Below are 18,109 nucleotides of genomic sequence, written 5' to 3' on the forward strand. Positions count from 1 at the left end.
GAGCCAGTCATGGCAGAGACAAGCACAGACAACAGCCAATCCGCAGGCATTGACCTCAGTCAGTTCTACCAGGTCTTCTTTGAAGAAGCTGGTGAGAATCTGGAGAACATGGAACAGCTTCTGATGAAGCTGGATATCGAGGCGGCTGACGACGAAGAGCTCAATGCGATCTTCCGTTGTGCTCACTCGATCAAGGGTGGGGCAGCGACGTTCGGCTTCAGCGATGTGGCCGAACTGACCCACCAGATGGAGACGCTGCTGGACAAGCTGCGTCGACACGAGTTGCAGCCCACCGCACCGATGGTCGATGTGCTGTTGTCTTCGGGCGATTCGCTCAAAGCCATGTTAGCGCGTCATGCTGGCGCGGGTGGTGACGAAGTCGACACCACCGAACTCTTGTTCAACATTCGTGCTTTTGTCGCAGGCGAGGGTGCTGTGGCCGCCGCTCAGCCTGTGATGGCTGCACCCGAACCTGCCGCGCAGCCCGTTGCTGCCCCCGCAGCAGCGGGTGCAAGCGATGCAGGGGCACTGTCAACGACCGTGGCACCGACTTCGGGTCAACGGGTGGTTGAACTGCGGGTGGGGCCACTGAATGACCCCGCTGTGGCAGACAACCTGGCCGAGTTGTTCAAGGAAATCACCGATCTGGGCACCATCGAGGCCTTGCCGGATCATCCTTCCCTCGCTGGCGTGCGCCGCTTCAAGGTCACCACCGCGACAGCCGAGTCCGAACTGCTGGATCTGTTCACCTTCCATGTGGCGCGTGAACAAGTCGCTTTCTTCTCTCTGGAAGCCCCCGCGGCTGCCGCGCAACCGGCTACCCCCGTGGCGGCGGCTGCGCCTGCGGCAGATGCCGGCTTTGGCTTCTTTGATGATGCCCCTGGCGCACCCGAAGCAGCAGCTCAAGCTGCGCCTCAGGCACCTGCCCCGGCGGCTGCTGCCCCTGCTGAAAAGGCATCTGGCTACGGCTTCTTTGATGATGCACCTGGTGCGCCTGCAGCCAAGGCGGCAGAGGCCGTTGCTGCGACCCCAGCGCCTGTCGCTGCTAAACCAGCGGCTGCAAAGCCTGCTGCCGCACGGGCGGAAAAGCCTCAGGCAGCGACGCTGGAAGCTTCCACCATCCGTGTGTCGGTGGAAAAGGTCGACCAGCTCATCAACCTGGTGGGCGAACTGGTGATCACCCAGGCCATGCTGGCGCAAAACAGCCGTGGGCTGGACCCCGTGGTCTACCAGCAACTGGTCACCGGCTTGACCGATCTGGACCGCAACACCCGCGATCTGCAAGAAGCGGTGATGTCGATCCGGATGATTCCAATGTCGACCGTGTTCAGCCGCTTCCCCCGCATGTTGCGCGACTTGGCCAACAAGCTGGGCAAGAAGGTCGAACTGGTCACGCAAGGTGAAGCCACCGAGCTGGACAAGGGTCTGGTTGAAAAGATCACCGACCCACTGACCCACCTGGTGCGCAACTCTTGCGACCACGGCGTCGAAATGCCTGCCGATCGCATTGCCAAGGGCAAGCCCGAAACCGGCACCATCACCCTGGCTGCTTCGCACCAAGGTGGCTCGATCGTGATCGAAGTGCGCGACGACGGCCGTGGCCTGTCGCGTGAAAAGCTGATCAAGAAGGCTCGCGAGCGTGGCATTGATGCGCCCGACTCGATGACCGATTCCGAATGCTGGAACCTGATCTTTGCCCCCGGCTTCTCCACCGCCGAGACCATCACAGACGTGTCGGGTCGTGGCGTGGGCATGGACGTGGTCAAGAAGAACATCACCTCGCTGGGTGGCACGGTCGAAATCGATTCGGCCGAAGGCTACGGCATGCGTGTGGCAGTTCGATTGCCGCTGACCCTGGCCATCATGGACGGCATGAGTGTGGGCGTGGGCGAAGAGGTCTACATCCTGCCGCTGTCGTCGGTGGTCGAGTCCTTCCAGGTCAGCCCCGACATGATCAAGACCGTCGGTGGCTCTGGCCGGGTGGTCGAGGTGCGCGACGAATACATGCCGGTCATCGAGCTGGAGAAGGTCTTCCAGGTGCCGCGATTCGACTGGGAGCACAACTCCGGAATCATGGTGGTGGTCGAGTCTGAAGTGGGCCGAGTGGCCATGCTTGTCGACGAACTGCTGGGCCAACAACAGGTTGTGGTCAAGAACCTGGAAAGCAACTACCGCAAGGTCAGCGACGTATCGGGTGCCACCATCATGGGTGATGGCCGCGTCGCGCTGATTCTGGACGTCGGCAGCCTGGTGCGTCGTTCGCGCCACTGAGCCGGCCAGGAAAACTAGGAGAGCAAAGCAATGGGCATGATGGAAACGCTGGACGTGCAAACCACGCTGGCACGTGAGTACCTCACCTTCCGCCTGGGCGACGAAGAGTACGGCATCGACATCCTGAAGGTGCAGGAAATTCGTGGCTACGAGAACCCCACGCGCATCGCCAACGCCCCTCACTTCCTCAAGGGGGTGATCAATCTGCGCGGCACCATCGTGCCGATCGTGGATCTGCGCTTGCGCTTCGGTTGTGATTCGTCCGAGTACAACGCCTTCACCGTCAGCATCGTGCTGCACATTGGTACCCGCACCATTGGCGCGGTGGTTGACTCGGTGAGTGATGTGATGGAAATTCCGGCTGAGGCCGTTCGGCCTGCTCCGGAACTGAACTCGGCGATTGACGCTACCTACATCCGTGGGCTGGCGCAAGTGGGTGAGCGCATGGTGATCCTGCTGGACATCGAAAGCCTGCTGCTCAGCCCTGAAATGTGCTTGATCGATTGACACCTCAACAGGAGCGATCCATGAAGATTCGTTTTGCCAACGCAGTACCCTTGTTCATGTCGGTCGCTTTTGCCTGGGCTTATGCGGCCGAGGGTGGCGCGACCAAAGACGACGCGGTCGCCATGGTGAAGAAGGGTGTGGCCTATGTGAAGGCCAACTCGCATGACAAGGCCTATGCCGAGTTCAGTGACAAGGACAACAAGGCCTGGCACAACCAGGATCTTTATCTGGTCGTCTATGGGCTGGACGGCACGGTGCGGGCCCATGGCGCCAACGCCAAGATGATTGGCAAGAACCTCATCGAGCTCAAAGACGTGGACGGCAAGGCTTTCGTCAAAGAGCGTGTGGATCTGGCCAAGACCAACGCCTCGTTCTGGCAAGACTACAAGTTCACCAATCCGGAGAACAAGAAGATCGAGCCCAAGTCCATGTACTGCGAACGCCTGGATGACAGTGTCGTTTGCGGTGGCATCTACAAATGATGTTGACCCACTGAGGAGTTTGGCGTGAAGCTACGGACCAAACTGATGGCCGCACCAGGTTTTGCCTGCGCGGCTTTGTTTTTAGCGCTGGCAGGTTTTGTTTTTACCCTCAGTGCGTACCGTGATCGGACGCAGCAGGCCAACGAAACCAGTGGCATGACTCAGTTGGCGGTTGCTGGCATTCGGGAAAACATCTCGAATGCCCACGTGACGCTCTACAAGTCGATCACCATCATCAACTCGATGAGTGAGCAGCAAATCCAGGACGTACGCACGCGCCTGCAAAATGATGCGGCCAAAGTTCGGCAAATGCTCGACGCCAGCCTGAGCAAGGCGGACAAGTCAGAATCGATCAAGGCCGGATTCACGCAGTCCCTGGCGGCCTATGTGAAGTCCGCAGACGATGCGCTGGACATGGCTGCCATGGATCCCAACACCGGCATTGCCGCGTTGCAGACTGCGGATGACAACTACCGCAAACTGGTAGGTCAGTTGACCACCCTGGTTGGCATGATTCAGGAGGGTGTGGACGCCGATCTGGATAAGCTGGAGCGCGATACGCGTTGGACTCAGGCGGGCATGGCCTTGGTGGGGCTGCTGGCAGCAGGCGCTGGCCTGGGCCTGGCCTGGATCACGCAGCGACGAGTCGTAGCTGACATCGCTCAGGCCGTTGACGCGGCCAACGAAGTGGCAGAAGGTCGTTTTGACCGGGTGCATGCTTCGCATCAGAATGACGAGGTCGGCCAGTTGCTCAATGCACTGGCACGCATGGCGCAACAACTGTCTCAGTCGATCAACACGGTCAAACAAGCCGCGCAGTCCATCGGCACTGCCTCGGTGGAGATTGCTTCGGGCAATCACGACCTGAGCCAACGCACCGAGAGCACGGCCTCCAGTCTGCAGGAAACAGCCTCGTCGATGGTTCAGCTGACCACCACCGTTCGGCATACCGCCGATGCGGCCCGTTCGGCTGACAGCCTGGCCTCCAGTGCCGCTGAATCGGCTCGCAAGGGCGGAGAGGTCATGCAGCATGTGGTGTCGAACATGGCTGAAATCGACTCCGCCTCACGTCGCATCAATGAAATCATTGGCGTGATTGATGGCATTGCTTTCCAGACCAATATTCTGGCGCTCAATGCGGCGGTGGAGGCTGCGCGTGCTGGCGAGCAGGGCCGAGGCTTTGCCGTGGTGGCGGGTGAGGTTCGTTCTTTGGCGCAGCGTAGCGCCAATGCTGCTCGAGAGATCAAGACCCTGATCGGCGCCTCCAGCGAGCGAGTGGAAGCTGGCACGCGACTGGTTCAGGAGGCCGGTGAGTCGATGCGCGACATCGTCAATGGCGTTGAGCATGTCACGCAAATCATCAGCGAGATTTCACGTGGCGCTGAGCAAGAGTCGCATGGCATTGGCCAGATCAACCTGGCTGTGACGCAACTTGATCAGATGACCCAACAGAACGCCGCCTTGGTCGAACAGTCGGCCGCCGCTGCGGAAAGCCTCAAGCAACAGGCACGCACGCTGGCCGAGGTCGTCGAGCGCTTTCAGCTGACCCAGTGAGGTCGCTGAGAGCCGAGTCCTCAGGCCGACAAGGCCTGTTCAATCGCGCGATCGACTTCGGGTAGGCGGCTGATCAGCGCCTGCCAGCGGTCGGCGGCCACTTCACGTTGGGGCTGCCCCCAGATGGGCTGCGGGAAGTGGCGATCGTCCGCAAAGCGGGCAATGACATGCCAGTGCAAGTGGGGCACCACATTGCCCAACGTGGCCAGGTTCACTTTGGTGGGTTGCAGAGCGGCCCGCACCACAGTTTCCACCTTGGCCACGGTTTGCATCAGGTGGCTGCGGTCGGTCGGAACCAGGTCGGTGAACTCGGCCACATGGTCATTCCAGATCACACGGTAAAAGCCGGGGTAATCCGCGTCGAGGACACGGATGACCCGCAGCTTGTCGGTGCGTGCCACCAACATGCCACCGTCTTGCTGGCATAGCTCGCAGTGAGGCTGCTTGCTGGGCGTGGTCTGGTTCTGATCCATGTGGGGGTTTCCTGTTCCGCTTAGACCAGCTTAGACCAGTACGCGTTCAATGCCGCCGGCATTGGCACGGTCCACGTACTCGCGCATCCAGTTCTCACCCAGGATCTGATTGGCCATCTCGATGACGATGTAGTCGGCTTCGAGCAGGCCGTTCTGCAAGTCTTCGCCGTAGCGGCTCAGGCCTTGCAAGCAGGCAGGGCAGGACGTCAGGATCTTCACGTTGTCCTTGGCCCCGATCAGGCCCTGGTCACGCAAAGCGGCTTCACCCTTGCGAATTTCCTCTTCCTTGCGGAAGCGGATCTGGGTCGAGACATCCGGGCGGCTCACGGCCAGGGTGCCGGCTTCGCCGCAGCAACGGTCCGACTTCATCACGGCATCGCCCAGCAGGGCTTTGACGGTCTTCATCGGATCCTGCTGCTTCATTGGCGTATGGCAGGGGTCGTGATACAGATAAGCGCCTTGCTTGGGCAGAGTGATGCCCTTTTCCAGCAGGTACTCATGGATGTCGATGATGCGGCAGCCCGGGAAGATCTTGTCGAACTGGTAGCCCTGCAACTGGTCATAGCAGGTGCCACAGCTCACCACCACCGTCTTGATGTCCAGGTAATTCAGCGTGTTGGCCACGCGGTGGAACAGCACCCGGTTGTCGGTGATCATCTTCTCGGCCTTGTCGAACTGGCCCGAGCCGCGCTGTGGGTAACCGCAGCACAGATAGCCCGGAGGCAGCACGGTTTGCACGCCGGCATGCCACAGCATGGCCTGGGTAGCCAGACCGACCTGGCTGAACAAGCGTTCCGAGCCGCAACCCGGGAAGTAGAAGACGGCTTCGGTGTCGGCCGTGGTCTTCTTCGGATCGCGGATGATGGGCACGTAGTCCTTGTCTTCGATGTCCAGCAAGGCGCGGGCGGTCTTCTTGGGCAGGCCACCCGGCATCTTCTTGTTGACGAAGTGGATCACCTCTTCCTTCAACGAGGCTCGTCCCACGGAGGCCGGCGGTGCGCTGGTTTGCTTGCGGGCCACCACCTTCAGCACATCGTTGCCCAAGCGCTGCAGCGGCATGGCCACATCGACCAGAGCGGAGCGGATGAGTTTGATGGTCTGCGGGTTATTCGTGTTGAGCATGGCCATGCCGGCAGCACCGGCTGGGCGGAAGCTCTTCTTGCCCAACTTGGTCAACAAGTTGCGCATGTTCATCGACACGTCGCCAAAGTCAATCTTGACCGGGCAGGGGGTGTGGCACTTGTGGCAGACCGTGCAGTGGTCGGCCACGTCCTCGAACTCTTCCCAGTGCTTGATCGACACGCCGCGGCGGGTCTGCTCTTCGTACAGGAAGGCTTCGACCAGCAACGAGGTGGCCAGAATTTTGTTGCGAGGGCTGTACAGCAAGTTGGCGCGTGGCACGTGGGTGGCGCACACCGGTTTGCACTTGCCGCAGCGCAAGCAGTCTTTCACCGAGGCAGCAATGTCGCCAATGTCCGACTGCTGCATGATCAGCGATTCGTGGCCCATCAGGCCGAACGAAGGCGTGTAGGCTTCGGTCAGGTCGGCGGCGTGGACGTCATCGCCCAGTGCCTTCAGGGCGGCGCCGCGCAGCAGCTTGCCCTTGTTGAAGCGGCCTTCTGGGTCGACCTTGGCCTTGTAGGCCGCAAAGTTGGCAATTTCGTCGTCTGACAGAAATTCCAGCTTGGTGATGCCGATGCCGTGCTCGCCAGAGATCACGCCGTCCAGGCTGCGCGCCAGCTTCATGATGCGAGCCACGGCTTCGTGCGCCGTTTGCAGCATCTCGTAGTTGTCGCTGTTGACCGGGATGTTGGTGTGCACATTGCCGTCGCCGGCGTGCATGTGCAGCGCCACCCACACGCGGCCACGCAGCACTTGCTTGTGGATGCGCTTGAGTTCGTCGACGATGGGGCTGAGGGCGCCACCGTTGAAGATCTTGGCCAGCTCGTCGCGGATTTCCCTCTTCCAGCTGGCCCGAATCGACCAGGTCTGCAGCAGGTTGAACACCGTGTCGCCTTCAGCGGGCGTATAGGTGCCGTTGCGATGCTGTTCGTAGCCCAATGCAGCCAGCTGGTCCGACACCGAGGTCAAAGGCACGTCGATGTTGTCGTACAGGAACTGCCAGCGGCCGCGTACCGTGTCCAGGCGAGCCAGGGCCGCGTTCACCTTTTCGGTGAGTTGCTCTGGGCTGGGCAGGTCTTCCGCGTCTTCCACTTTGCCCATGGGCAGGTTGCCGCTGGCCACAAAGGCGCGCAACGCGTCGACCAAGGCCAGTTTGTTGCGCAGGCTCAGTTCGATGTTGATGCGCTCGATGCCCAGGGTGTACTCACCCATGCGCGGCAGCGGAATCACCACGTCTTCGTTCACCTTGAAGGCGTTGGTGTGCTTGGCAATCGCGGCAGTGCGCTTGCGGTCGGCCCAGAACTTCTTACGGGCGTCGGCGCTCACGGCAACGAAGCCTTCACCCGAGCGACCATTGGCCAGACGAATGACTTCGCTGGTGGCGCGGGCCACACGGTCTTCGTCATCGCCCACGATGTCGCCCACCAGCACCATCTTCGGCAGGGTGCCACGCTTGCTCTTGGTGGCATAGCCCACGGCGCGCAGGTAGCGGTCGTCGAGGTGCTCCAGGCCAGCCAGAATGGCGCCGCCTGGTTGCTTCATTTCCTCGAACATGAAGTCCTTGATTTCCACAATCGAAGGCACGCCTTCGGTTGGGTTGCCAAAGAACTCGAGACACACGGTGCGCACGTGCTTGGGCATGCGGTGCACCACCCAACGCGCGCTGGTGATGAGGCCGTCGCAGCCTTCTTTCTGGATGCCGGGCAGGCCAGCCAAGAACTTGTCGGTCACGTCCTTGCCCAGGCCTTCTTTGCGGAAGGTGCGGCCAGGGATGTCCAGGCGTTCGGTGCGCAGCGGTGTCTTGCCATCGGCTGCGAAGTAACGCAACTCAAAGCTGGCCACCTCGACGTCGTGGATCTTGCCCAGGTTGTGGTTCAGGCGCACCACCTCCAGCCATTCGGCGTTGGGGGTGACCATGCGCCACGAAGCCAGGTTGTCAAGCGCCGTGCCCCACAGCACTGCCTTCTTGCCGCCAGCGTTCATGGCGATGTTGCCACCCACGCAAGAGGCTTCTGCCGAGGTGGGGTCGACCGCGAACACAAAACCGCCGCGCTCAGCGGCATCGGCCACCCGCTGGGTGACCACGCCGGCACCCGTCCAGATGGTGGCCACGGGCTTGTCCACACCGGGCAGCGTCACCATCTCGACTTCGGTCATCTGTTCGAGCTTTTCGGTGTTGATCACCGCGCTCTTCCAGGTCAACGGCACGGCGCCACCGGTGTAGCCGGTTCCGCCCCCACGGGGAATGATGGTCAGGCCCAGTTCGACGCAACCCTTGACCAGGGCCGCCATTTCTTCTTCCGTATCGGGGGTCAGGACCACGAAGGGGTACTCGACACGCCAGTCGGTCGCGTCGGTGACGTGAGACACGCGGCTCAGGCCATCGAACTTGATGTTGTCTGACTTGGTGACCTTGCCCAAGACCTTGGTGGTGCGCACGCGCAGCGCGCCCATCTGGTCAAACGCCTTCGCAAAACGGTCGACTGCGGCCCGGGCTGCGGTCAGCAACTCGCCCACCAGGGAATCGCGAGAGGCGTCGCTGCCTGGGGTGCGGCGTTTGTCGACTTCACCCAGGCGATGGTGCAGGGCGTCGATCAACATGGCACGACGCTTGGGGTTGTCGAGCAGGTCGTCTTGCAGGTAGGGGTTGCGCTGCACAACCCAGACATCGCCCAGTACTTCGTACAACATGCGGGCGGAGCGACCGGTTTGGCGCTCGGTGCGCAGCAGGCTCAGCACTTCCCAGGCGCGCTGGCCCAGCAGACGCTGGACGATTTCGCGGTCTGAGAACGAGGTGTAGTTGTAGGGAATCTCGCGCAGGCGGGGCTGGCCGTCGTGCAGATGGGCAGCGGCCTGGGCGGTCACGTGAGTCAGCTCGGTGGGTGCGTTCATGAGTGCGCCAGACGCGAAAAGGCCGGTGAACAAATGGTCATGGCGCCGGGTTCGTGCAAAACGGGCCCGGCGCGGACAGGGATTGGTATTTCGCGCCTGAGGGGGGATGTTACCAAACAGGGGGATGCCCTGATCGCGGCTGGGGGTTCCCGCGGCTGGTTCTGGCCTATGCTCATGGGCATGACGCAGCACACCAATCCGTGGGCCGAGGGCTGGCCCTATCCCTTCTGGATTGCCCACCGCGGCGCCGGCAAGCTGGCGCCGGAAAACACTTTGGCGGCATTTCGGGAGGGGGCGTCCCGAGGTTTTGTGATGTTCGAGTGTGACGCCACCCTCAGTGCCGACGGGGAAGCCTACCTGTTGCACGACGCCACGTTGGAGCGAACGACCAATGGCCAGGGCGTGGCGGTTGAGCATCCCTGGAGCGTATTGGCGCAACTCGATGCCGGCGGTTGGCACAGTCCCATCTACACCGGCGAGCCCTTGTTGCGTTTGGCCACACTGGCAGCTTGGTTGCAGGCCAACGGATGCACTGTCAACCTGGAAATCAAGCCGGGGCCGGGAGATGCGGTGCGCTGCGGCGAAGTCGTGGCCAACGAGGCGGCGCGCCTGTGGTTGGGGGCGGCCGTGCCGCCTTTGCTGAGTTCATTCGAGGTCGACTCGCTTCGGGCCGCGCAGTCGGCCCAGCCTGATTTGCCCCGAGCCTTGTTGCTAGACAGCTGGATCGACAACGGCTTGGCGCTGGCGAGGGATCTTGGGTGTGTGGCCTTGGTGGTCAACCACACTCATCTCGATGCCCAACGCATTGCCGCCATTCACGCAGAAGGGCTCAAGGCCTTGACTTACACGGTCAATGATTCTGATCGCGCTCAAGCCTTGTCTGCTGCGGGGCTGGATGGCTTGATCACTGATCGCGTCGATCTGTTCGGAGCGGCGGCGCGCGAGCAGGTCAGGTAAGTAGCGATAGCGCGGAAAGCGTGCGGGCGGCCCGAGAGCGTCTCGGGCCGTGACGTTGGGTCAGGCCAGCGCCTTGAGCAGCTTGTCGTGAATGCCGCCAAAGCCGCCGTTGCTCATGCACAAGATCTGATCGCCTGGGCGAGCGGCCTTGACCACTTTGGTGACCAGCGCATCGATGTTGTCTGCCACCACCGCGCGATCACCCATGGGCAGCAAGGCCTCGTGGGCATCCCAGCCCAGTCCGCCGCTGTGGCAGAAGGCCAGATCGGCTTCCTCGAGAGACCAAGGCAGTTGCGCCTTCATGGTCCCTAACTTCATGGTGTTCGAGCGTGGTTCAAACACGGCCAGGATGCGGTGTTCGGGGCCCACCTTGCGCCGCAGGCCGTCCACGGTGGTGCGAATGGCGGTGGGGTGGTGGGCGAAATCGTCGTACACCGTCATGCCTCGCACCTCGCCGCGTAATTCAAGGCGACGCTTCACGTTGGCAAAGCGGCCCAGGGCCTCGCAGGCAGCCTGGGGCGTCACGCCCACGTGTTCTGCTGCGGCAATGGCAGCCAGCGCGTTCATCTGGTTGTGTTCGCCCAGCAGGCTCCACTCCACACGGCCCACCAGCACGCCAGCCTTCAAAACGTCAAAGGCGTGGGGTTCGCCTCGGGCACGGAAGCCTGGGGTGTCGCCGCGCACGCCAAAGCGCACGGTGTCGCTCCAGCAGCCACGCTCCAGTACGCGCTGCAGGCTGTCTTCGCGGGCGTTGATCACCAGTCGACCCGAACGGGGCACGGTGCGCACCAAGTGGTGGAACTGGGTTTCGATGGCGGCCAGGTCGACAAAGATGTCGGCATGGTCGAACTCGAGGTTGTTGAGCACGGCCGTGCGAGGGCGGTAGTGCACGAACTTGCTGCGCTTGTCGAAAAACGCGGTGTCGTACTCATCGGCTTCGATCACGAAGGGGCGACCTGAGGCCGGGGCACCTTCGGCCGCGGTCAGGCCCAATCGAGCTGAAACACCAAAGTTCTGAGGCACCCCTCCGACCAGGAAGCCGGGCTCCAGACCGCAGGCTTCGAGAATCCAGGTCAGCATGGAGGTGGTGGTGGTTTTGCCGTGGGTGCCAGCTACAGCCAGCACATGACGACCCTGCAGCACGTTTTCGCTCAACCACTGGGGGCCGCTGGTGTAGGGCAGACCTGCATCCAGAATCGCTTCCATCAGGGCGTTGCCGCGAGACACGACGTTGCCCACGACGAACAGATCGGGTTTGAGCTGGATCTGCTCGGCGTCATAGCCTTCGATGAGCTCAATGCCCAGAGCGCGCAACTGGTCGCTCATGGGGGGGTAAACGCCCGCGTCGCAACCGGTGACCTTGTGGCCCGCTTCCCGAGCTAGAGCGGCCACGCCACCCATGAAGGTGCCGCAAATGCCAAGAATGTGAATGTGCATGGTGATCGCCTGGATTACAGCTCGGTGAAGGCCTGTTTGGCGGCTTCGAGGGTGCGGGCGATGTCTTGCTCGGTGTGCGCCGCGCTGACGAAGCCGGCTTCATACATGGCTGGGGCCAGGTACACGCCGCGATCCAGCATGGCGTGGAAGAACCGATTGAAACGCTCACTGCCCTTGGCCATGACTTGTCCGTAGTTCTGCGGCAGTTGGTCGGCAAAGAAAAAGCCGAACATGCCGCCCAGGCTGTCGGCACACAGCTCGACACCGCAACCCTTGGCGGTGTCAACCAGACCGCTCATCAGCGACTGGGTGCGCTGGCCCAGGGTCTCGTAAAAACCGGGGCGTTGGATGATTTTCAGCGTGGCCAAGCCGCAGGCGGTGGCCACCGGGTTGCCCGACAAGGTACCCGCCTGGTAGACCGGGCCTAGCGGCGCCAACTGCGCCATGATCTCAGCCGGGCCGGCAAAAGCCGCCAGGGGCATGCCGCCGCCAATGACCTTGCCGAACACGCTCAGGTCGGGCTTGAAGCCTGGAATCCATTGCGCAAACAGGCTTTGTGCGCCGCCCAGGGCCACGCGGAAGCCGGTCATGACCTCGTCAAACACCAGCAAGGCGCCGTATTCGGTGCACAGCTCGCGCAAGCGCTTCATGAAAGGCACCGAGGCCCGCACGAAGTTCATGTTGCCGGCAATGGCTTCAATCATCACGCAGGCCAGATGGTGTCCGTGCTCGACGAACGCCTGCTCCAGCTGCTCGATGTTGTTGTATTCGAGCACGATGGTGTGCTGCACCACCTCAGGGGGCACGCCGGCGCTGGTGGGGTGGCCAAAGGTGGCCAGACCCGAGCCTGCTTTCACCAGCAGGGCATCGGCGTGGCCGTGATAGCAGCCTTCGAACTTGATCAGTTTGCTGCGACCGGTGTAGCCGCGAGCCAGGCGAATGGCGCTCATGCCGGCTTCCGTGCCCGAGCTGACCAGACGAACCTGCTCGGCGCTGGGCACCAACTTCAGAATTTCCTCGGCCAGTTCGACCTCGCGCTCGGTGGGGGCGCCAAACGAAAAGCCATCGACCACGGCCTTCTGCACCGCTTCCAGCACCTCGGGGTGCCCGTGGCCGACGATCATCGGGCCCCAGGAACCGATGTAATCAATGTATTGCTGGCCCTCGGCATCCCAGATGTAGGCGCCTTGCGCCTTGCTGATGAAACGGGGGGTGCCGCCAACGGCACGGAAGGCGCGAACCGGAGAGTTCACGCCGCCGGGGATGGTGCGCTGAGCGCGCTCGAACAGGGCTGCGTTAGTGGACATGGCGAGAAGTGGGTGCAGGAGGGGTGTCGTCAGACGGGGCGGCGCTGTCGGAGGCCTCTTCGCCTCCCTCTGGTTGCTCACCGGGGGGCAAGGCCCAGAAGAAGCGATCGGGGATCACGTTGCCCATGCCGGGCCGGAAACCAGCGTCGAGAGACTGATCCAGGAAGCTCAGCGCTTCGGTCACGGCCACCTCGATGGCGGTGCCGCTGGCCAGAATGGCTGCGATGGAGGCTGACAAGGTGTCGCCCGCCCCCACGAAACTGGCTTCAAATCGCTCGAACCGTTCCCCAGCCACAGCGCCTTGGGGGGAGGCCAGCACGTTGTCGATGAACTGGTCGGGCAGAGGCATGCTGGTCACCAGCACATATTCCACGCCGGCCTCACTGGCGGCAATCGCCAATTCGCGGGCTGAGGGCGCGCGCTCCGAATCCCAATCCGGCAAAAGGAAATCGGTCAGTGTTTTGTGGTTTCCGACCAACAAATACGTGGCTGGCAATATCAGCTCTTTGAAGGCATCCAAATAGGACATCTGGGCTTCATCATCCAGCCAGGATAAATTGGGCAAATACGACACCAGCGGGGTATCGGGGTAGTCGGACAGAATCTCTGCCACGGCGCTGATACCGTCGGCGCCACCCAGGAAACCGACCTTCCAGGCCGCGATGGTGATGTCTTCCAAAATGGAGCGCGCCTGCTCTGCAATGGCGTCGGCCTCGATCTCGTGTGACTCGAATACCTCGGCGGTGTCGCGGATCAGCAGGCTGGTGACCACGGGCAAGGCGTGTGCGCCCATGGCTGAAATCGTGGCAATGTCGGCACCAATGCCACTGGCGCCGCTGGGGTCATTGGTGTTGAAACTCAACACGCAGGCAGGCGAAGCGGCTTCCTGGTCCTCTGGGGTCGCTTGGTCTGGCGACAAGCCTTTGACGGGCTGATTCATGTGGTGAAACCGTGAAAAGGGGCAGCCGTTGCCTGCAAACCCGCGGGTTTGCCGATCGGGCGGTGGCTACAATCGCCCCATTGTATTCAAGCTCGCTAGATACCATCGTGAACACTTTCCGCTCTTGGATGTGCCTGATTTGTGGTTGGATATATGACGAGGCAGCTGGACTGCCGGAAGAGGGCATTCCTCCCGGTACCCGCTGGGAAGATGTCCCCATGAACTGGGTTTGCCCAGAGTGTGGTGCCCGCAAAGAAGACTTTGAAATGGTTCAAGTCTGACTTTTTTGTTGAAGGGACGGGTCTGTGACTGCAGCTGACGCTTCCGCCAATCCAGCGACCAAAAAGGTCCTGGTCATCGATGACAGCAACACCATTCGCCGTAGCGCGGAAATCTTCCTGAAGCAGGGGGGATATGAGGTTGTTTTGGCCGAGGATGGGTTTGATGCCCTCTCCAAAGTCAATGATCATGATCCTGATGTGATTTTTTGCGACATATTGATGCCGCGTCTCGATGGTTATCAGACTTGCGCCATCATCAAACGCAATCCAAGATTCACGACCACGCCCGTCATCATGCTGTCTTCCAAAGACGGTTTGTTTGACAAGGCTCGGGGTCGCATGGTGGGGTCGCAGGATTACCTCACCAAGCCATTTACCAAAGATCAGTTGCTGCAAGCCGTAGCGCAGTACAGCGCTTTGGCAGTCAATAAATAAATCAGTCAGGGATTACCTGGGGGTCGCGCTGAGGCGGCTCTATTCGGTTCGCATCGAGGTTCAATATGCCTATCCAGAAAATTCTGCTTGTTGACGATTCCAAAACCGAGTTGCACGCTCTGTCGGAGATGCTGACCAAGCGTGGCTATCAGGTGCGCACAGCCGAGAATGGTGAAGACGCCTGGCGTCGCCTGCAGGAAGAAAAGCCGGATCTGATCCTGATGGACGTCGTCATGCCGGGGCAAAATGGCTTCCAGTTGACGCGCGCCATTACGCGTGATCCTCAATTCGCCGACGTGCCTGTGATCATTTGCACCAGCAAGAACCAGGAAACCGACCGCGTATGGGGAATGCGACAGGGCGCAAAAGATTACGTCGTGAAACCTGTTAATCCTGACGAATTGATGTCGAAAATAAAGGCGTTTGGCTGATTCGGGTTTCAAGAAGCCTGAATTTGGCAGTCACGTCGATGCCTGTGCTGACATGAGCGCAGGTTGGGTTCAACCAAACACACACTCTGATGGCCAACAAGGAAGCCCTGAGGGAGTTGCAACAGCGTCTGGCTGAGCGGCTTCAAAAGGTTCGCGAACAGGCGCCAACGCGTAATTGGCTGGCTGTTGACGTGGCCGGTTACGGTTTTTTGTTGCCTCTGGACCAAATCGGCGAAATTTTTCCCCTGAGCGTGATTCAGGTGGCGCCGCACAGCCAGCCCTGGTTTTTAGGGGTGGCCAATCTCCGGGGGCAATTGCACGGTGTCGTCGACCTGGGGGCGTTCCTTGGGCTGACAGAGAGAGCAGGGCGCAGGCCAGTTGAAGCCGGCGTCAAGGACGCTGGGCGCTTGGTTTCCCTGAACTCCGGCCTGCAATCGAATGCAGCGCTGCTGATCGACAAACTGCAAGGCTTGCGTAACCCCGCCAGCCTTCAGCCCAACCCGAATGCTTCGGGTGACAAACCCCATTTTGTCGGCCAGCAACTGGTCGATTCTCAAGGGCGCGCCTGGTACGAGCTGGATCTGGCTGCGCTGGTGGCAGATGAGACCTTCCTGAAGGTCGATGTCTGATTGGACAAAGCGCCACGCAGCGCATAACTGACTGTTTGGAGTAATAGGATGAGTTTCCTGAGTCGAATCAAGGAGATGGGCAAATCGCAAGACGGCCACGAGGTCGCGCCCGAATCGTTGAGCACGGAAGGCTTGGTGACGGCCGCCGGATCCCAGTCGATCGACACCCTGAGCCCTCAATCCACCATTCAGGCCGGGGCCTCGACCACCGTTGATTCGATCATTTCGGAAGCGGCCCCCTCCGAGTTCCCGCCCGACTACCACGAGAACCGCCAGCAGCAAGCAGACGCAGGCGACAGCGTGCTGTCCGAGCCCAAGTCGGGTCTGCCAGTCATTGGCCACCTCCGCCTGGATCGCCAGCAGCGTGCACTGGGCGGCGCCCTGGCGGTCGGCGTGTTGGGCCTGATGTTCAGCGCCTTCCTGGCCGTGAACTCCGCTGACAAGCGTGCTGCTCAGGCGGGTGCAACCGGTCAGGCGCTGATGCAGTCGCAGCGTTTGGCGAAGTCTGTGTCGCAGGCTTTGATCGGTCGACCTCAGGCTTTCGTCGAAGTGGCGGAAAGCTCCAAGATTTTGGCCAGCAATGTGCGCGGCCTGGCCAAGGGTGACAGCAGCCTGGGGCTGACCGAGGTGCCCAAGGCCGCCAAGGAAGCCCTGACCCCGCTGCTGCCGCTGGTGGATCGTGCTGAAAAGAATGCCAACTATGTGCAAAGCCAAAAGGCCACGCTGACCAAAGTGTCGCAAGCATTGCGTGAAGTCAATGGCCAATCTTCCGAGTTGCTGGATCTGGCTGAAGCCATTGCTCAGAGTCGCATCGAAAAGGGTAGTCTGAGTCCAGCTGAGTCGCGTGCGCTGACCCAGTTGGTCATGTTGACCCAGCGTATCGGTAAGTCGGCCAACGAATTCCTGACCGTGGAAGGGGTGTCGACCGAAGCGGTGTTCCTGCTGGGTAAGGACCTCAACGAGTTCAAGGAAATCACCGAAGGCCTGCTCAAGGGCAACAATGATCTGAAACTGGTTGCCATCAAGGATCCCGAGATTCGCGAACCACTGGAAGGCTTGCAAAAGCTGTTCGAGGGCACACGAGCTCAGGCCTCTTTCATTCTGGGCACCCTGCAAGGTCTGGTGGCTTCGCGTGATGCGCAAGTGGCCATCATTGACGACAGCGAACCCCTGCGCAAGGGGCTGGAAGAAGTTCAGAAGCGTCTGGCCGAGGGGGCGGGCGTGGGTGGTTTCACCATCGTCATGATTCTGCTGTTCCTGGCCACCACGGTTGCCGCGGGTTATGGCTTGCTGCGTGTGTTCCTGACTGACCAGACTCACCGTCGTCACATCGCTGAATTCCAGCGTCAGGAAGCGGAACGTCTGGAGCGTGAAGCCAAGCGCGTGAACGACGCCAACCAGGCTGCGATTCTGCGACTGATGAACGAACTGCAACTGGTTGCGGAAGGTGACTTGACGCAACAAGCCACTGTGACCGAAGACATCACTGGCGCGATCGCCGACTCGGTGAACTTCACGGTGGAAGAGCTGCGTAACCTGGTGGCGCAAGTGCAGGGCACGGTGGGCCGGGTGTCCGAAACCACGCAACAGGTGGAATCGACCTCGACTGAACTGCTGGCAGCCTCTGACGAACAGCTGCGCGAAATTCGTGAAACCGGTGAGTCGGTGCTGCACATGGCCGGCCGGATTAACGAAGTGTCTGCACAAGCTCAGCAGTCCGCTGAAGTGGCGCGCCAATCGCTGGCCGCTGCCGATACCGGTCTGTCTGCGGTGCAAAACGCGATCGGCGGTATGAACACCATCCGTGAGCAGATCCAGGAAACTTCCAAGCGAATCAAGCGTCTGGGTGAATCGTCGCAGGAAATCGGTGAAATCACTGAACTGATTTCTGACATTACCGAACAGACCAACGTGCTGGCTCTGAACGCCGCCATCCAAGCGGCGTCCGCCGGTGAAGCCGGTCGCGGCTTCTCTGTGGTGGCCGAAGAAGTGCAGCGTCTGGCGGAACGTTCAGCCGATGCGACCCGCGAAATTGCCGCGCTGGTGCGCACCATTCAGACCGATACCCAAGATGCTGTGGCCGCTATGGAACGCTCCACGCAGGGTGTGGTGGAAGGGGCCCGACTGTCTGACGCGGCCGGTTCTGCTCTGGGTGACATTGACCGCGTGTCGCGTCAACTCGCTGAACTGATTGAACAGATTTCTGCGCAAGCCCTGCGCGAAGCCGAATCTGCGAATGTGGTGGTGTCCAACATCCAGCACATTTTCGCGGTGACCGAGCAGACCGGTGAAGGTACCCGCTCGACGACACAGTTGGTTCGAGAGCTGTCCAAGACTGCTGAAGAACTCCAACAATCGGTGGCTCGATTCAAGATTGCCTGACCATCTGTG

Annotated in this window: 15 protein-coding genes; 10 read left to right on the plus strand and 5 right to left on the minus strand. The window is 61.0% G+C overall.

Going from position 1 to position 18,109, the window contains the following annotated elements; translation table 11 throughout:
* The first annotated feature begins 9 nt into the window (after positions 1–9).
* The 4 genes from VFW72_RS01225 to VFW72_RS01240 are packed head-to-tail and all read left to right on the plus strand — an operon-like array spanning position 10 to position 4,814.
* The gene (locus VFW72_RS01225; protein WP_329672438.1) at positions 10–2,271 is read left to right on the plus strand and encodes a chemotaxis protein CheA; all 2,262 of its coding nucleotides are present in this window, start codon (positions 10–12) and stop codon (positions 2,269–2,271) included.
* 30 nt (positions 2,272–2,301) lie between these two features.
* Positions 2,302–2,778, plus strand: a complete 477-nt coding sequence (locus tag VFW72_RS01230) for a chemotaxis protein CheW (RefSeq protein WP_414638760.1) — start codon at positions 2,302–2,304, stop codon at positions 2,776–2,778.
* Between the two features lie 20 nt (positions 2,779–2,798).
* A complete protein-coding gene (locus tag VFW72_RS01235) occupies positions 2,799–3,260 on the plus strand; it encodes a cache domain-containing protein (protein ID WP_329672439.1) in 462 nt (153 codons plus the stop codon).
* Positions 3,261–3,284: 24 nt separating this feature from the next.
* Complete coding sequence (locus tag VFW72_RS01240; RefSeq protein ID WP_329672440.1) at positions 3,285–4,814, plus strand: methyl-accepting chemotaxis protein; 1,530 nt, start codon at positions 3,285–3,287, stop codon at positions 4,812–4,814.
* A 20-nt stretch (positions 4,815–4,834) separates the two neighbouring features.
* On the opposite strand, the gene VFW72_RS01245 is transcribed toward VFW72_RS01240, so the two are convergent.
* Complete coding sequence (locus VFW72_RS01245; protein ID WP_329672441.1) at positions 4,835–5,287, minus strand: HIT family protein; 453 nt, start codon at positions 5,285–5,287, stop codon at positions 4,835–4,837.
* A gap of 30 nt (positions 5,288–5,317) precedes the next feature.
* The gene (locus VFW72_RS01250) at positions 5,318–9,301 is read right to left on the minus strand and encodes an FAD/FMN-binding oxidoreductase (RefSeq protein WP_329672442.1); all 3,984 of its coding nucleotides are present in this window, start codon (positions 9,299–9,301) and stop codon (positions 5,318–5,320) included.
* Between the two features lie 180 nt (positions 9,302–9,481).
* Between VFW72_RS01250 and ugpQ the strand changes: the two genes are divergently transcribed.
* Entirely contained in the window at positions 9,482–10,258 is a 777-nt protein-coding gene (gene ugpQ / locus VFW72_RS01255; RefSeq protein WP_329672443.1) for a glycerophosphodiester phosphodiesterase, read from the plus strand.
* Positions 10,259–10,318: 60 nt separating this feature from the next.
* Here ugpQ and mpl read toward each other — a convergent pair whose 3' ends face one another.
* Genes mpl through VFW72_RS01270 form a run of 3 tightly spaced genes read right to left on the minus strand, consistent with a single transcriptional unit; the run spans position 10,319 to position 13,942 of the window.
* Positions 10,319–11,695: a UDP-N-acetylmuramate:L-alanyl-gamma-D-glutamyl-meso-diaminopimelate ligase gene (mpl, locus tag VFW72_RS01260; RefSeq protein ID WP_329672444.1), complete on the minus strand. Its 1,377-nt coding sequence runs from the start codon at positions 11,693–11,695 to the stop codon at positions 10,319–10,321.
* A 14-nt stretch (positions 11,696–11,709) separates the two neighbouring features.
* Positions 11,710–13,002: a glutamate-1-semialdehyde 2,1-aminomutase gene (hemL, locus tag VFW72_RS01265; protein WP_329672445.1), complete on the minus strand. Its 1,293-nt coding sequence runs from the start codon at positions 13,000–13,002 to the stop codon at positions 11,710–11,712.
* Complete coding sequence (locus VFW72_RS01270) at positions 12,992–13,942, minus strand: hydroxymethylpyrimidine/phosphomethylpyrimidine kinase (protein ID WP_329672446.1); 951 nt, start codon at positions 13,940–13,942, stop codon at positions 12,992–12,994. The genes hemL and VFW72_RS01270 overlap by 11 nt, the downstream gene beginning before the upstream one ends.
* 128 nt (positions 13,943–14,070) lie before the next feature.
* Here VFW72_RS01270 and VFW72_RS01275 point away from each other — a divergent pair, with 128 nt between their 5' ends.
* The 5 genes from VFW72_RS01275 (at position 14,071) to VFW72_RS01295 (ending at position 18,100) form a co-directional block, all read left to right on the plus strand.
* Positions 14,071–14,223, plus strand: coding sequence for a rubredoxin (locus tag VFW72_RS01275; RefSeq protein ID WP_329672784.1), 153 nt, complete (start codon positions 14,071–14,073; stop codon positions 14,221–14,223).
* Positions 14,224–14,247: 24 nt separating this feature from the next.
* Positions 14,248–14,658 carry a response regulator gene (locus VFW72_RS01280; protein ID WP_329672447.1) on the plus strand — a complete coding sequence of 137 codons (411 nt, stop codon included), beginning with the start codon at positions 14,248–14,250 and terminating at the stop codon, positions 14,656–14,658.
* Positions 14,659–14,723: 65 nt separating this feature from the next.
* Complete coding sequence (locus VFW72_RS01285; protein WP_329672448.1) at positions 14,724–15,089, plus strand: response regulator; 366 nt, start codon at positions 14,724–14,726, stop codon at positions 15,087–15,089.
* 89 nt (positions 15,090–15,178) lie between these two features.
* Positions 15,179–15,718, plus strand: a complete 540-nt coding sequence (locus tag VFW72_RS01290; RefSeq protein ID WP_329672449.1) for a chemotaxis protein CheW — start codon at positions 15,179–15,181, stop codon at positions 15,716–15,718.
* Positions 15,719–15,766: 48 nt separating this feature from the next.
* Positions 15,767–18,100 carry a methyl-accepting chemotaxis protein gene (locus VFW72_RS01295; protein WP_329672450.1) on the plus strand — a complete coding sequence of 778 codons (2,334 nt, stop codon included), beginning with the start codon at positions 15,767–15,769 and terminating at the stop codon, positions 18,098–18,100.
* Positions 18,101–18,109 lie beyond the last annotated feature (9 nt).

The sequence above is a fragment of the Aquabacterium sp. genome, assembly GCF_036273115.1.
GTDB lineage: Bacteria > Pseudomonadota > Gammaproteobacteria > Burkholderiales > Burkholderiaceae_C > Aquabacterium.